The 15,467-nt window shown below is 72.4% G+C and carries 12 protein-coding genes; 8 read left to right on the top strand and 4 right to left on the bottom strand.

Going from position 1 to position 15,467, the window contains the following annotated elements; translation table 11 throughout:
* The first annotated feature begins 3 nt into the window (after positions 1-3).
* Genes Psi01_RS19290 through Psi01_RS19275 form a run of 4 tightly spaced genes read left to right on the top strand, consistent with a single transcriptional unit; the run spans position 4 to position 4,080 of the window.
* Positions 4-945 carry a carbohydrate ABC transporter permease gene (locus tag Psi01_RS19290; RefSeq protein ID WP_204065432.1) on the top strand — a complete coding sequence of 314 codons (942 nt, stop codon included), beginning with the start codon at positions 4-6 and terminating at the stop codon, positions 943-945.
* Positions 942-1,838, top strand: coding sequence for a carbohydrate ABC transporter permease (locus Psi01_RS19285; RefSeq protein WP_204065431.1), 897 nt, complete (start codon positions 942-944; stop codon positions 1,836-1,838). The genes Psi01_RS19290 and Psi01_RS19285 overlap by 4 nt, the downstream gene beginning before the upstream one ends.
* A complete protein-coding gene (locus tag Psi01_RS19280) occupies positions 1,835-3,094 on the top strand; it encodes a 6-phospho-beta-glucosidase (RefSeq protein ID WP_204065430.1) in 1,260 nt (419 codons plus the stop codon). The genes Psi01_RS19285 and Psi01_RS19280 overlap by 4 nt, the downstream gene beginning before the upstream one ends.
* Positions 3,091-4,080, top strand: coding sequence for an N-acetylglucosamine kinase (locus Psi01_RS19275; RefSeq protein ID WP_204065429.1), 990 nt, complete (start codon positions 3,091-3,093; stop codon positions 4,078-4,080). Before Psi01_RS19280 ends, Psi01_RS19275 begins: the two co-directional genes overlap by 4 nt.
* Positions 4,081-4,133: 53 nt before the next feature.
* On the opposite strand, the gene Psi01_RS19270 is transcribed toward Psi01_RS19275, so the two are convergent.
* The gene (locus tag Psi01_RS19270) at positions 4,134-5,033 is read right to left on the bottom strand and encodes an alpha/beta fold hydrolase (protein WP_239127839.1); all 900 of its coding nucleotides are present in this window, start codon (positions 5,031-5,033) and stop codon (positions 4,134-4,136) included.
* A gap of 84 nt (positions 5,034-5,117) precedes the next feature.
* Between Psi01_RS19270 and Psi01_RS19265 the strand changes: the two genes are divergently transcribed.
* On the top strand, positions 5,118-5,696 hold the full coding sequence (locus Psi01_RS19265; RefSeq protein ID WP_204065427.1) for a CGNR zinc finger domain-containing protein: 579 nt from the start codon (positions 5,118-5,120) through the stop codon (positions 5,694-5,696).
* Positions 5,697-5,762: 66 nt separating this feature from the next.
* On the opposite strand, the gene Psi01_RS44130 is transcribed toward Psi01_RS19265, so the two are convergent.
* Positions 5,763-8,492, bottom strand: coding sequence for an ATP-binding protein (locus tag Psi01_RS44130; RefSeq protein WP_204065426.1), 2,730 nt, complete (start codon positions 8,490-8,492; stop codon positions 5,763-5,765).
* Between the two features lie 189 nt (positions 8,493-8,681).
* On the opposite strand from Psi01_RS44130, the gene Psi01_RS19255 reads away from it, so the two are divergent.
* Together Psi01_RS19255 and Psi01_RS19250 are read left to right on the top strand one after the other, a co-directional pair.
* Positions 8,682-8,999 (top strand): hypothetical protein, encoded by a 318-nt coding sequence (locus tag Psi01_RS19255; RefSeq protein ID WP_204065425.1) that lies wholly within the window; start codon positions 8,682-8,684, stop codon positions 8,997-8,999.
* Positions 9,000-9,149: 150 nt separating this feature from the next.
* Positions 9,150-9,728 carry a dihydrofolate reductase family protein gene (locus Psi01_RS19250; protein WP_204065424.1) on the top strand — a complete coding sequence of 193 codons (579 nt, stop codon included), beginning with the start codon at positions 9,150-9,152 and terminating at the stop codon, positions 9,726-9,728.
* Positions 9,729-9,889: 161 nt separating this feature from the next.
* On the opposite strand, the gene Psi01_RS19245 is transcribed toward Psi01_RS19250, so the two are convergent.
* Positions 9,890-11,572: a hypothetical protein gene (locus Psi01_RS19245; protein ID WP_204065423.1), complete on the bottom strand. Its 1,683-nt coding sequence runs from the start codon at positions 11,570-11,572 to the stop codon at positions 9,890-9,892.
* 191 nt (positions 11,573-11,763) lie between these two features.
* On the opposite strand from Psi01_RS19245, the gene Psi01_RS19240 reads away from it, so the two are divergent.
* Positions 11,764-14,466, top strand: coding sequence for a hypothetical protein (locus Psi01_RS19240; RefSeq protein ID WP_204065422.1), 2,703 nt, complete (start codon positions 11,764-11,766; stop codon positions 14,464-14,466).
* 105 nt (positions 14,467-14,571) lie between these two features.
* On the opposite strand, the gene Psi01_RS19235 is transcribed toward Psi01_RS19240, so the two are convergent.
* Complete coding sequence (locus Psi01_RS19235; protein WP_204065421.1) at positions 14,572-15,438, bottom strand: GNAT family N-acetyltransferase; 867 nt, start codon at positions 15,436-15,438, stop codon at positions 14,572-14,574.
* Between the last annotated feature and the right edge of the window lie 29 nt (positions 15,439-15,467).

The following is a 15,467-nucleotide window of genomic DNA, read 5'->3' as shown; positions in this document are numbered from 1 at the left end:
CCGGTGAGCACCGTCCTTGCGGCGCCGCGCGCGTGGCGGCGCCGCGAGGGCCTCCGGGCCCTCGTGTGGCTGTCGCCCTGGCTGGCGGGCTTCGCGGTCTTCTTCCTCTACCCGCTGGCCGCGACCGTCTACTTCTCCTTCCACCGCTACGACCTGTTCACGCTGGAGTTCATCGGCCTGGACAACTACCGCTACTTCCTGAGCGACGAGCGGGCGCTCGTCTCCATCGGCAACACCCTGTGGCTGGTCGTCTTCATGGTGCCCGCCCAGGTGCTGTTCGCCCTGGGGCTGGCCCAGCTCGTGACCCGGCTGAAGGCGGGCGCGGGCCTGTTCCGGACGATCTTCTACCTGCCCTCGCTGATCCCGACGGTGGCGGGCACGGTCTCGTTCGTCTTCCTGCTCAACCCGGCCACCGGCCCGGTCAACCAGCTCCTGGAGCTGGTCGGCGTCACCGGCCCCGACTGGTTCGGCGACAAGGACTGGTCCAAGCCGAGCCTGACCCTGCTGGGCATGTGGGGGGCCGGGAACACCATGGTGATCTTCCTGGCCGCGCTGCTGGACGTGCCCCGGCACCTGTACGAGGCGGCCGCGCTGGACGGGGCGGGGGCCTGGCGGCAGTTCCGGAGCATCACGCTGCCGACGATCTCTCCGGTGCTGGTGTTCTCGGCGGTCACCGGCGTCATCTACGCCCTGCAGTACTTCACCCAGGCGATGATCGCCGCCAGGGTCGCCTCCGGCGCCACCGACTCCCCCGGCAGCAGCTTCACGCCCGGCTATCCGGAGACGTCCACGCTGACCCTGCCGCAGTGGCTGTTCCACGCGGGCTTCCGCGACTTCTCCATGGGGTACGCGTGCGTGCTCGCCCTGCTGCTGTTCGCCGCCTCGATGGTCTTCACCCTGATCCTGCTGCGCCGCTTCCGCGCCTTCGACCGGGAGGTCTCGTGAGCACCGCCCTGGCCACCCGCCCCCAGGCCCCGGCCTCCCGCCCGCGCGGCCGGACCGCCCGACGCGTCCGGGGGCGCAGGATCCTGTACTGGATCGCCACGCACGCCCTCGCCGTCGCGCTGGCGATCATGTTCATCGGGCCGCTGGTCTTCATCGCGCTCACCGCCCTGATGACCGACCAGCAGGCGCTGACCAGTCAGCTGTGGCCTCAGTCGTGGAACTGGGGCAACTTCACCGAGATCTTCGAGCGGTCCCCGCTGCTGCTGTGGATCGGCAACACGATGCTGTACGCGGGCCTGGGCACCGCGTTCATGCTGCTGTCGTCGATCCCGGTGGCCTACGCGCTGGCCCGCTTCCGCTTCCCCGGGCGCAGGGCCGCCTTCCTGGCGGTCATCGCGATGATGATGCTGCCCCCGCAGGTGGTCGCGGTCCCGGTCTATCTGATCTGGGCCCGGGCCGAGCTGACCGGCACGCTGTGGCCGCTGATCCTGCCCATGCTGCTGGGCGACGCCTTCTCCATCTTCCTGCTGCGCCAGTTCCTGCTGACGATCCCCAGGGACTACACCGACGCGGCCCGGGTCGACGGCTGCTCGGACTTCACCACGCTCGTGCGGGTCGTGCTGCCGATGGCCCGGCCCGCGATCGCCGCGGTGGCGCTGTTCCAGTTCTTCTACTGCTGGAACGACTACTACGGCCCGCTGCTGTACGCCTCCACGAACCTGGACAACTGGACGCTGTCGATCGGGCTGGCGTCCTTCAAGGCCCTGCACAGCGTGCAGTGGAACCTCACCATGGCGGCCACGCTGCTCGTCATGGCACCTGTGATCGTTGTCTTCTTCCTCGCCCAGAGAGTCTTCATCGAGGGCGTCACCTTGACAGGAGTGAAAGGGTGAAACTCGCCGTTGTCGGGGGCGGCTCGACGTACACGCCGGAGCTGATCGACGGGTTCGCACGGCTGAGGGACGAACTGCCCCTCACCGAGATCGCGCTGGTCGACCCGGACACCCGCCGGCTCGGCCCGGTCGCCGGGATGGCCCGCCGGATGCTGGCGCGCGCCGGGCACCCGGCGAAGGTCACCGCGACCGCCTCGGTCGAGGAGGGCGCCGCCGGGGCGGTGGCCGTGCTCCTGCAGCTGCGCGTGGGCGGCCAGGCGGCGCGCGAGGTCGACGAGACCCTCCCGCTGGAGTGCGGGTGCGTCGGCCAGGAGACCACCGGGGCGGGCGGCCTGGCCAAGGCCCTGCGCACGGTGCCGGTCGTGCTGGACATCGCCGCGCGGATCCGCGAGCACGCGCCCGGCGCCTGGATCGTCGACTTCACCAACCCGGTGGGCATCGTCACCCGGGCGCTGCTGGAGGCCGGTCACCGGGCCATCGGCCTGTGCAACGTGGCGATCGGCTTCCAGCGCCGCTTCGCCGCGAAGCTGGGCGTCGACCCCGCGCGGATCTCCCTGGGCCACGTCGGCCTGAACCACCTGACGTGGGAGCGGACGGTCCTGCTCGACGGGCGGGACGTGCTGCCCGCGCTGCTGGAGGAGCACGGCGAGGAGATCGCCGAGGACGTCGGCCTGCCGGCCGGCCTGATCCGCCGGCTCGGCGTGGTGCCCTCCTACTACCTGCGCTACTTCTACGCCCACGACCTCGTGGTGGAGGAACAGCGGGCCAAGCCCTCGCGGGCGGCCGAGGTCGCGGCGATGGAGGGCAGGCTGCTGGAGATGTACGCCGACCCGTCGGTGGACACCAAGCCCGGGCTGCTGGAGAAACGCGGCGGCGCGTTCTACTCCGAGGCCGCCGTGGCGCTGATCGCCTCGCTGCTCGGCGACCGGGGCGACGCGCAGGTGGTCAACCTGCGCAACGACGGCACGCTGCCGTTCCTGGCCGACGAGGCGGTCATCGAGGTGCCCGCCACGATCACCGCCTCCGGCGCCGTGCCGCTGGCCGTACCGGCCGTCGAGCCCCTCTACGCCGGTCTCATCGCCCACGTCACGGCCTACGAGACGCTGGCGCTGGAGGCCGCGCTGCACGGCGGCCGCGAGCGGGTCGCCGACGCGCTTCTCGCCCACCCGCTGGTCGGCCAGGCCGCCCCGGCCGAGGAGCTGGCCCGGCGCCTGATCGAGGCCAACCGGCGGCACCTGCCCTGGGCGCGGGCGTGAGGACCGTCCTGGCCGTGGACGGCGGCAACAGCAAGACCGACGTCGCGCTGATCGGCGAGGACGGCTCAGTCCTGGCCACCGGCCGGGGCACGGCCTTCGAGCCGCAGCGCGCGGGGGTGGGCGCCGCGATCGACGTGATAGGCGAGATCGCGCGGCGGATGCTCGGCCCGGGCGCGGCGGCGCCGTACGCCGACCACGTGGCCGCCTACGTGGCGGGCGCGGACCTGCCGGCCGAGGAGCGGGCCCTGCGCGAGGAGATCCTCACCCGGGGCTACGCCCGGGAGGCGGTGGTCGGCAACGACACCTTCGCCCTGCTGCGGGCCGGCGCCTCGGGCCCGTCGGGCGTGGCCGTGGTCTGCGGGGCCGGCATCAACGCGGTCGGGGTCTCCCCCACCGGGCAGGTCGCCCGATTCCCCGCCCTCGGCAGGCTCACCGGCGACTGGGGCGGCGGCCTGGGTCTGGGCGAGGAGGTGCTCTGGCACGCCGTGCGCGCCGAGGACGGCCGCGGCCCGGCCACCGCGCTGGAGCGCGCGGTGCGCGGGCACTTCGGCACCCGCACCGTGGAGGAGGTGTCCCTGGCCGTGCACTTCGGCGACCTCCCCTACGCCCGGCTGCAGGATCTGGTGCCGGTGCTGATGTCGGCCGCCGAGGCGGGCGACGCGGTGGCGCGCTCCGTCGTGGCGCGCCTGGCCGAGGAGGTCACGATCCTGGGGGTGGTCGCGCTGCGCAGGCTCGGCCTGCTCGGCTCCCCCGTGGAGGTGGTCCTGGGCGGCGGCGTGCTGACCGCCCGCGACCCGCTCCTGAGCGCCATGCTCGAGGAACGCTTCGCCGGGCAGGCTCCGCAGGCCAAGCTGGTCGTCGTCGACGTCCCGCCCATCGTGGGCTCCGCCCTGCTCGGCCTGGACCGGCTCGGCGCGGCCGGGAAGGCCGGGGAGCGGCTGCGGGCGCACTTCCGCGCCGCGACCCGGGGCGCCGCGGCGGGCTGAAGACCGGGGCGAGGCGGATCCGGCGGTACGGCCCCGGCGATACGGCCCCGGCCTCAGCTCCGGGCCGTGACGGGGGCCCCGGCCCAGACGCGGTCGAGGAATGCGGCGATCAGCGGGGCGATCTCGGGAAGCCTGTCCTCCAGGGCGAAGTGCCCGGTGTCGAACAGGTGCAGGTCGGCGCTGGGGACGTCGCGGAGGTAGGCGCGGGCGCCGGGCTCGGTGAAGAAGGGGTCGTTGACGCCCCAGGCGATGAGCGTGGGCGGGGTGCGCTTGCGCAGCCACCGCTGCCACCGCGGATACTCTCCCACGTTGGCGTGATAGTCGAAGGCCAGCGCGACCTGCGCCTCCTTGCGCCCCGGCAGGTCCAGGAAGTGCTGGTCCAGCGTCCAGCCGTCGGGGGCGACCAGCCGCGGGTCGGCGGTGCCGCCCTCGTACTGGCCGCGCGTGGCGGGCAGCGTCAGCAGGTCCCGCACGGTCTCCCCGGCCCCCTCGTCCTGCGGGCGCAGCGCGATGAAGTCCCGGGCTGCGGGTGACAGTCCCTCCTCGTAGGCGTTGCCGTTCTGCACGACCAGGCCGGCGATCCACTCGGGCCGCCTGGTCGCCAGCCGGAAGCCGACGGGCGCGCCGAAGTCGAAGACGTACATCACGAACCGGGTCAGGCCGAGCCGTTCGACGAAGCCCTCGACGATGTCGGCCAGGGCGTCGAAACGGTAGGCGAACCCGTCCGGGGTCACCGTGTGGCCGAAGCCGGGATAGTCGGGGGCGATCAACCGGTAGCGGTCGCCGAGCGTGTCGATGAGCCTGCGGAACTGGTGCGAGGCCGAGGGGAAGCCGTGCAGCAGCAGCATGACGGGGGCGTCCGCCCGGGAGGGAACCGACTCGCGGTAGAAGACCTGCACCCCGTCGACGTCGATGTGGCGGTGCAGCGTGCGGGCGATGGCCGGGAACGTCATTTCACATGCCTCCTCTAAGCGAATATGCATTAGTAGTAACCGATCTCTATCTAATGGGTCAACCCACCCATGTAGCATTAGGTCATGAGCGATCTCGTGCCGCTGACCGGCGAGCCCCTCGCCCTGGACCTGGTCAACACCCGGCCGCGCACCCCGCAGGGGCCGGTCGACCTGCTGGCCGATCCCGAAGCGCTGCGCTCGTGGCTGGCCCTCCAGCGCGACCGGCTCCCCGGCCTGACCGAGGACGAGACCTCCGCCCTCGCCCCGTCCGACCTGTCGGCCGTGCACGCCGTACGCGAGCACGCCGCCGCCGCGATCGAGCGCGCCCGGCGGGGCGAGCGCCCGCCCGAGGCCGCCCTGCGCGGGCTCAACCGGGCGCAGGCCGCGGCGCCCGCCGTCAGGGAGCTGTCCTGGGACGGCGCGTCAGTCACGGCCGTGACCCGCCGCCCCGGCGCCCCGGGCGCCCGACTGACGACCATGCTCGCCGAGGCCGTGGCCGGTCTGCTGACCGATCCGGCGATCATCCGGGTCCGTGAGTGCGAGGCCGACGACTGCGTCATGCTGTTCCTGCCCGCGCATCCGCGCCGGCGCTGGTGCTCGGCCGCACGCTGCGGCAACCGGGCGCGCGTCGCCCGTTACTACCGGCGGCACCGGCCGGGGTGATCCCGCTCGGGACGGTACGGCTCCGCCTCCGTACGGCCCGGCCTCGTGCCGCAGGGCCCGCTACGGTCAGGGCTGCGGGGCGGCGGGCAGGGTGAAGCGGAACCTGGCGCCGCCGCCGGGGTTGTCCTCGGCGACGATGGTGCCGCCGTGGCGTTCGACGACCCGCCGGCAGATGGCCAGTCCCAGGCCCGTCCCGCTGTAGGCGGTGGCGACCCGGTGGAACCCCGCGAAGATCGCCTGGTGCTGGCCGGGAGGGATGCCGATGCCCCGGTCGGCGACCTCGACGCAGGCCCAGCCCTCCGGCGCGGGGTGGGGGGTGACGTCGACGCGCGGGGCCTGCCCCGGCGGGGTGTACTTGATCGCGTTGCCGATCAGGTTGTCGACGAGCTGGCGGACCAGCGGAGGGTCGGCGAGCACGTGGGGAAGCGTGCCGACGTACACCTGCGGGGCGGGACCGGCCCGGTCGGCTCCGGCGGCGGCCACGTGCTCGGCCACGACCTCGCGCGCCATCGCGTCCAGGTCGACCGTCTGCGGGTTCACGGCGGCGTCGCGGGCGGCGGCGTACAGGAGCAGGTCGTCGATCAGGCGGCTCATCCGCGCGGTCGCCGACAGCACGCGGTCCAGGTGCCGCATGCGCAGCGCGGCCCGACCCCCGCCCCGGCCGGTCGCCCCGCGCGGCCCGCCGGGACCGGTGGCGTCGGGACCGGTGGCGCCGGGACCGGCGGGCTCCGCCTCCTCGGCCAGGTCGTCGTACACCAGCTCGGCGAACCCGCGCACCGCGCTCAGCGGGCGTTTGAGGTCGTGGGCCACGACACCGGCGAAGGCCTGCAGCTCGGCCTCGCGCTCGCGCAGCGCGGTGATGTTGTAGGAGGAGGCCACCGCGCCGATGAGGTTCCCGTCGGTGTGCCGCAGCGGCCGCGCGTGCATCATGACGATCTGCCGGCCGCAGCCGGGCGGTGTCACCGTCATCTCCAGGTCGACGACCTCACCGCGCAGCGCCCGCATCAGGGGAGTCTGCTCGATCGTCATCGCCGAGCCGTCGGAGTAGGTCATGTGCACCACCGGAGTGGTCTCGGCGATGGTCAGCGGCCGGTCGGCGGGCGGCAGGGCGCTGCGGGCGACCCGGTTGGCGTGCACGATGACGCCGTCGAGGTCACAGGTGATCACGTTGACGTCGATGGCGTCCAGCACCTGGGTCAGATAGGCCTTCTGCACGGCCAGTTCGTCACGCGCGACGCGCAGCTCGGCCTCGCTCGCGGTGCGCCGGACCAGCTCCTCCTGGAGCGCCGCGGACGCGGCGGCCAGCCGCTCGTCGGCCCGGGTCCTGTCCGTGATGTCGTGGAAGACCGCCACCGCGCCCGTCTGCCCGGCCGCCGGGTCCAGCGGCTGGGCCGACACCGAGATGATCGCCCCTTCCGGGCGGCCGGGGTGGCGGATCATCATCGACACCCGTTCGACCTTCTGGCCGGTCAGCGCGCGCATCACGGGCAGCTCCCCGGTCGGGATCGGGGCCGAGCCGTCGGGGGTGAAGACGCCGTAGCGGCGTTGCCACTCCTCGATGTCGTCAAGATCATGGTCGATGCCGAGGATCTGCCTGGCGGCCGGATTGTGCAGCAGGAACCGTCCCTTCTCGTCGATCACCCCGACCCCGTCCCCCACGCTGTCCAGCACCGCGGCCAGCAGCCCGCTCTGACGGCGCGCCCCGGCCTCGGCGGCGCGCAGCTCGGCGGTGGCGGCCACCACCTGCGCCCGTGCCCGCGCGCGACTGCCGGCCAGGACGAACACGAGCGCGGCCAGCAGCAGGCTCACCACGGTCCCGGTGGTGGCCACGGTGGCCGGCAGCGCCCCGGACGCCCCGGGCAGCGACGCCCCGGCGGCGGCGACCTCGAGCTGCCAGGTCCGCTGGGCGACGCGCACCTCGCCGGTGCGGCTCATGTCGGGGGGAGATCGGCGGGCGCCGGTCGCGGTCAGCGTGGCGACGGTCATCACGGCGCCGCCGCTGTGACGCGCGCGCAGCCGTACGTCGAACGTGCCCTGGGTGATGCGCTGGAGGGTCTCGCCGATGAAGTCCTGCCCGTGCAACGCCATCAGCACCCAGCCGACGAACCTGCGCCGCCCTCCGTCCGCCGGGGTCTCCGTGTGGATCGGGACGGTCAGCACGAACGACAGCTGGCGGTGCTCCGCCGGCAGATCCCGGTCTCCCAGCAGGTAGTAGGTGTCGGAGACCGTCACCTGGCCGCTGCGGCGCGCCTCGGTCAGCGCCTGGGAGGGTTCGGCCGCCTGGGTGGCGTCGATGCCGGCCTCCTGCCGCCGGTTTCCGTTCAGCGGCTCGTTGAAGATCGAGAAGATGTGCTCGCGCCCGGTGCCCTCGGCGGCCAGGTTCAGTCCCGCCGCCCCCCGCTCGCGCCACTCCTCCTGCACCCGCGGGACATCCTCGTCGCCGGCCGCCACCAGGAACACGATCGAGGACGCGCCGGCCAGCCGCATCTGCTGCAGCGGCCGGGTGAGCCGGACGAACCTGGCCCTGGTCAGCGGCTCGGAGGCCCCCATGGCGGCGGCCATCATGCGCAGCGCGTCCACGTACCGCCCGGCCTCCGCCGTCACCGCCCCGTTCACCAGCGCCGCGCGCCGGTCCATCCCCTGATCGGCGGTGCGCTGCTGGGCACGCTGCAGCACGGCGCCCGACAGGCCCGACAGCACCAGGCCCACGACGGCCACCAGCGCCGCGGCGAGCACCGCCGGGGCGGCCTGCGCCCAGGGGACCTGCCGGAGGCGACGCCTGACCACGTTCCACACGCCATTCACTATCGACAGATCGCCCGCTCCGGCCGGTCGCGCCACGCCGTCGGCGGGGATGCCTATGCCGAGCCCACCACCTGCGCTGATGGACATTTGGCCGAAACAGGGCGCAGGACTTCCCTATCGCCTGGGCTGATATTTCGTGATACGTGCTATATCCCAGAGATAGCGGGCATGCGGGCAAGTATGGATGGCAGGGCAGAAGATCCAGAGGTTGGCCCGGGCAACCTCGACCCTTCGGAGGAGAAGCGGCACCGGGCACTGGGAGAGCTGGCCGTCGGTCTGGCCATGGCCGAAGCCCGAGCCAATCACGGCCATCACGCGCTGGCCAACGCCCACACCTCCGCGGCCGACGCGCACCGCCTGCTGGCCCAGGCCAACGCCGGCGACGTCGCCGAACACCGCGAGCTCGAGGAATGGCACCGCTGGTGCGCCATGGTGGAGAGCCAGCTCGCCGCCGAAGCCGACCAGCGCACCCCCCGCAACCACGGGCCTCACTCCTAGAGGAGCGGGTCCTGAAGCCGGGTGCGGCTCCAGTCGCGGCGGTGTTCCGGTACGCGTTTCGGCGCCGCTGTCGTTTCTGTCCAAGACGGCCACCGCGACCACGGTCTAGCGTGTACCCAGCAATTCGCCCGAACATGAGGAGACAGCACAATGCGTGACTTGGTCTACACCGGTTTCATGTCGCTGGACGGTGTCGTGGACTCGCCCGGCGGCGGGCCGGGAGAGGAGCACCGCAGCGGCGGGTGGGTGTTCAAGGACCTCGAGTTCGTCCCCGAGGCCTGGTCGCTCAAGGGTGAGGAACTCGCCGACACGACGGCGCTGATGTTCGGCCGGCGCAGCTACGAGGCGTTCGCGACGACCTGGCCCGGCTCGCAGGACCACGCCGACTACAAGGAGCTGCCCAAGTACGTGGTGTCGGCCACGCTGCCCGACGACGCCATCGTCGACGGATGGGGATCGATCACGATCCTGCGCTCGACCGAGGACGTCGCCGCGCTCAAGGAGGGCGAGGGCGGCGCGATCTTCATCCACGGGAGCGCGGAGCTGGCCCGGCGGCTGTCGGACGCGGGCCTGATCGACCGGTACAACCTGCTCGTCTTCCCCGTGCTGCTCGGCGCCGGGAAGAGCCTGTTCGGCCGGGCCGACCGAGACAAGCACATGCTGACGCTGCGGGAGTCGGAGAGCTACTCGAACGGGATCCTGAAGCTGGTCTATGACGTCAAGCGCTGATCCAGGTCGAGGGAGATCGCGCCGCACCTGACGGCGGTGATCATCAGCACGAAAAGCGAACCGGGCCGCCCCTCCCTATCCGGAATGCGAACCACGGGGGAAGACCACGGTCAAGGAGACCCGCACCCCGGCCGGCCGCGACGCCCGGTCGAGAAGGGCGGTCATCTGACGGCCCGCCCGACCTTGGAGAGGCTGAGCGCGTGCGGGAAGCCGACGCGCGGAGTGGTGTGGTGCGGGTCGATGAACACCGGCTCCTCATCGGAACCGCCGCCCAGGTAGGCGTCCTGCGCGGTGACGCTGGTCCAGCGGTCGTTCTGCAACTGCTGGGCGGCTCCGATGCCGGCGACCGGGGGGAGGGTGATCCGCACATCCAGCTTCGGCCCGGTCAGGTGTTTCCACACACTGTGCGGGTCGGTCAGCGGGTTGGGCGGCACCCGGCTGGAGGTGTGATAGCTGCGCAGCACCCGGGAGCCGTTCTCGCCCAGCCAGCGCTGGAGCAGGTCCAGGTAGGGGGACCAGCCGCCGGCGGACGGATGGAACCCGTCGAGATCCCAGAGCTCCTGCCACGACTCGCGCCACGCTCCGCTGGGGATCACGCCGCCGCCGGCCGGCACGCCCCACAGGGTGGAGTCCAGCGTGACGTTCCGCCGTTTGGCGACCGGCGTGCACAGACCCCTGGCCGTCGACCACAGCTCCACGGTCGAGATGTCCCAGCCCCTCTCGCACATGAGCGTCTTGACCGCGGTGATCCCGGTGCTGAACCCGGCCACGGCCACCCTGCCCACCGCCGGGGCTGCGCCGAACCCCTCCGACACGACGGCCGCGGTGTTGCTGCGCAGGTTCGGCCCGGCCAGCTCCATCGGGTGGGCGGACCTGGGCGGGCGCAGCCCCAGCCGGCTGGTCCGGCACTGACGGTGCAGGAACAGCCCGATCTCCCGCAGCGCCCGCAGCAGCCCCTCCCCGCTGCTGAAGGGCCCCAGGTCGCCGTAGTCGGCGATGGGCATGACCAGCACCGCGCGGTTGTGCTGTGCGACCATCTCGTAGGCGAAGAAGAACTCGTCGAGCAGATACTTCTTCGCCAGCTCCATGTACTTCTGGAACGGCGCCGCCTGGCTGACCAGCCCGTACGGGTAGGCCACGCCCCGGTACTCCTCGTTTTCGGTGGTGGGGCTGTAGAAGACGACGTAGTCCAGGGTCGGCGGCGGCGTCTCGTCGGAGAGGTTCGGCGACCAGACCGCCACGGCGTAGCGCGGCCGGCTGGGCCGGGGCGCGTACTCCAGCCAGTAGAACCGCCCGAAGGCCGCCAGGTCGGCGTGCGCCGTATCGCTCTGCAGCCGTTTCCATCCTCTCGTCCCCGGGGCCACCGGCTTCGGCGGGAGCAGTTGCGCCCGCGGCACCTGGACCGCTCTTATGTCGTTCCAGTGCCGGGCGTAGCCGAACACCCCCGGGAACCGGGGAACGCCGGTCAGCAGCACGCCGCCGGGGTCGCGCGCCGGGGTCCTCATCAGAGCGGCGACCTGCTCGGCAGGCAGATTGACGGTGGGCGCGGTGTCCATCCGGCCCAGCCGTACGGCCAGCAGCACCTCCTGGCCGCTCACCGTCGGGGTGACCAGGGCGTTGTCCCAGGAGGCGCGGCCCGGCAGGCCGGTGAACGCGCACCTCTCCGCCACGTGCTGGCCGTGGTCGACCTCCAGCGTCACCAGCCGGGCCGGGTCGAGGTCGAGGTCGGCGCTCCAGCGCCCGGCGGGGTCGGTGAGCCCGCCGGCGGGCCCCAGACGCACCCGCGCCCCGGCCAGGGGCCGGCCGTTGACGTCGACCACGGAGACTTTGCAGGTGACGGCCATCCGGGCTCCCGGGCGGGGGACGGTGCGGGACCTTCCGAGCTTAGACGCCACAGAGGCCGAACGGTACGGAGAGTCCTGATGAGGACACGCACTGTTAATCCACGGGATCGCGTGGCACATTGGCAGTTCAGGAAGAGGCGCGGTCCGCCGAGGACACATGCGGCCCGGGGCGGCCTATCTAAGGGGATCTCATGGCGATCGTCGTCACGTTCACCGGGAAGACGGCCCTGCCCGGGCCGGACACGGGCTTCCGGATCTGGTCGTACAGGATCGATCCGAGCCCGTCCGGCGAGATCCCGGCGAACCAGCAGATCGCGCTGAGCCTGCCCGCCACCGTGGACGTGCAGGATCCGGGTCTCCACCCGGATCTCCCCCAGCTGACCGGCACCTTCCTGCGGCGCGATCCGGGTTCGACCCGCCAGTACGTCGGGCGGACCACCGGGCAGGCCGGGGCCCAGACCATCTCGTTCGTCGCTCCGGCCGCCGAGTCCACCTGCGAGATGCTGCTCGTCAGGATCCAGTCGAACCAGCCGGTGGTGTCTCTGCCCTTCACCACCACCCCGGGCGGCGCCCACGCCCCGGTGCAGGTCCTGACCGCGCCGGTGCAGGGCCGGCCGGTGTTCAACGGCCGCCCGCTGACCGACTTCGCGGGCACGCTGCCGTACGCCAGTGAGACCTTCGGCGTCTACCAGCCGCTGGCCGGCTGGTTCGGCGCGCAGAACACCCTGCGGGCGGCCACCGGCACCACCGGCTACGAGGTCCCGGGGCTGAGCCGGGAGGCCTTCTCCGGAGCGGCGGCCCGCACGCTGGAGGGCCGGGAACTCGCGGCCCTGGCCGGACGGCTGGAGGCCGCCGCCCAGGGCGTGCTGTCCCCGGTGGGACTGGTCAACCTCTTCCGGCAGTACTTCTTCGAGTTCGACACCTTCCTGGGCGCTCCGGCCGGGCACCTGTGGATCAGTCCCGGCGGCACCGTGGAGGTCGTGGAGACCAGCACCCGCCGCACGCTGGTCGAGCGGGTCGCCGAGCAGGCGGAGGAGACCTCCCGCAAGGTCGAGGAGAGCCTGACCCGGCAGGAGGACATCGCCGACGCGGTCAAGGAGGAGAACGCCAACGACACCAAGCTCGGGGTCAGCGCGACCGGCGGGGTGAACGCCCCGATCTACCACGCCGACGCCAGTGCCAGCTTCAGCACCCAGAGCACGGTCAAGCGGTCCGCCGAGGAGACGCACAAGCACGCCCGCACGCAGAGCTCCAAGGTCACCAGCGAGATCAAGCGCAACTTCAAGACGACGTTCAAGACGGTCACCGACGTCACCGACACCTCCAGCCGCCGCTACGTCGTGCAGAACACCACCGCCGAACTCGTCAACTACGAGCTGCGGCGCAAGATGCGCAAGGTCGGCGTACAGCTCCAGCACATCGGCGCACGGCTGAGCTGGCAGGTCTACCTCGACGCGCCCGGCCGCGGCCTGGGGCTGGGCGACATGGTCGACGTGGTCGCCGCGCCCGACCTGACCGGGGTCCAGAAACCGGAGATCCAGCCCCGCCCGCAGGACCAGAAGGTGACCTATCCCCTGTCACTCCCCTTCGTCCTGCACCAGGGGGCGGACGACGAGGCGGAGAACACCTACAAGCTCTCCGACGAGAACCGCGACCACGGGATCCACAAGCCCGACGTCGGCATCAACAACATCATCCAGTTCCGGTTCGACTTCCCGCTCCCGCCCCCGCCCCCGGGCTACGAGGTCAACCGGATCGCCTCCATCGACTTCCGCGGCGCCCAGGTCCAGTTCACCACCTCGCACACCGACCTGGGCATGCCCGCCAACCCGGACCCCGCCAGGAACAGCCTGGGCCTCCGGCTGACCCACGCCAACTTCCAGGGCAGGAAGTCCCTGCCCTTCGACGCCTCGATCGTCTACACGCCGACCGCCGCGGCCGTCCAGGCGATCGACGCGGCCAACGCCGAGGCCCGGGCCGCCTACGCCAGACAGGTCGCCCAGCTCCAGCACGAGGCGTACGGCCACGCGGTGCGCGAGCGTCTCAAGAAGGTCAGCACGATGCGCTCCCGGCCGCCCGAGGATCTGCGCAGCGAGGAACGTCAGACGGTCTTCGGCACCCTGATCCGCAGGCTCTCCCTGGGCGCGGACCCGCACCTCGGTTCGGAGCTGATCCGGCAGCTGTTCGACGTGGACGAGATGCTGTACTTCGTCGCCCCCGACTTCTGGCGGCCGAGCACCGGGGTGACCCACCCCACCCCGTCCAGTCTCGGCCGGTACCCGGTTCCCCCGCCGCCGTGGGCGGCCGACCAGACCGCGCCCCTGGCGGGCGAGACCGTGGTGAGCTGGTACTCCCACACCGACCGGAACAACGCCCTCGACCCACAGGGCCAGGCCACCCCCGAGTGGCGGATCGACTACCTCATCACCGAGGAGACGCAGCCCGCGCCGCTGGGCAGCTCCCTGGGCTGGCTGATCCAGATCGACGGCGACGAGCGACGCAACGAGTTCCTCAACGCGGCCTGGGCCAAGGCGGTACTGCCGGTGCGGCCGGGGCACGAGGTCGCCGCCCTGAAGTGGCTCGTCGAGGTCGAGGGGCAGGCCGCCTTCGACCTGCCCTACCCGTTCCAGCCGGGCGACCCGCCCGAGTACCAGGGCAAGAAGGTCGGCGAGGTCCTGCAACTGCTCTCGGCCGGGTTGCAGGCGTCCAACACCTCGGTGGCGAACCTGCTGGCCACCGAGGAGGTCTTCGAGACCGGTTTCGACCCGCTCGAGGGGGGCTTCCGCCCGGCCGAGCCGTACCAGATCTTCGACCAGTGGATCGAGGTGCTCCCGACCGACCAGGTCGTGGCCGTGCAGGTCCGCTACGACCCGAAGACCGGCCAGCAACTCTGACGCCGGCCCGGTGCGGCTCCGTCGAGGCTCCGGACGCCGCCATCCGGCAGGTGTCCGGCCGGCGGGCCGAGCCGGGCGCCTTCCAGAACCGGTCCGAGCACGCGGTCAGGCGTCCCGGTAGCAGTCGCGGGTCTCGGGGAGTCGCCGGAAGCCGGCCGACTCGTAGGTGGCGACGGCGGCGACGTTGGAGCTCGGGGTGCAGACGACCGCGCTCGACGAGCCCAGCTCCCGGAGGGCTGCGGCCGCGGCGACGGTGATCGCCCTGCCGTAGCCGTGACCGCGATGTTCCCGGTGCACGCCCATCGGTTCGAGCAGCCCGGGCCTGCCCGGACCGGCCGACCACACCGTCACCGCCGCCACCGCGTCGCCCTGATCGTCGTAGGCGACCAGGCACCGGGCCTCGGCGTACGGTGAGCCGGCCGCCATCGCCCGCCAGCGTTCGTCGGTGAACGTCGACCTGTCGAACGACGCCCGCTGTACGGCGGCGCGCACGTGCGCCCGCTCCGGCCCGATCACCTCGATCCGCACGCCCGGGTCCTTCACCGGCTGCGTGAGATCGCGGCGCAGCGGCGTCCACGGCTCGTCGGCCTTCCAGCCGGCCCCGAACAGCAGATCCCGAACCAGTGCGCCCGTCGGCGCCTCGACGTTCACCCTCCCCTCGCCCAGTACGCCGCGCTCCGGCTCGCTCACGTCCTCGACCAGCCGCCGCGCCAGCTCCCCGTCCCGCCGGGCGTCCGGCGCGATCGCCAGCCGCAGCAGCCCGGCGCCGTCCAGCAGCCCGGCGGCGAGGATCCGCCCGTCCCTGCTCCACGTCCGGACCGCCGCGGCCGTCGCCTCGTCACCGAACCGCCAGAACCAGCCCAGGTCCCCCGGGTGCAGCTGCACCGGCGCCCCGTCGCGCTGCCACTCACGCAGCGCGCCCACGACCTCGCTCAGCCCGTCGGTTCCCGGCTCATCCAAGACAATCGCCATAGCCCCGATCACACCTCACCACACCGAAG

The sequence above is a fragment of the Paraplanobispora siamensis genome, from assembly GCF_016863175.1.
GTDB lineage: Bacteria > Actinomycetota > Actinomycetes > Streptosporangiales > Streptosporangiaceae > Planobispora > Planobispora siamensis.
This window is presented reverse-complemented; position numbering and strand designations above follow the sequence as displayed.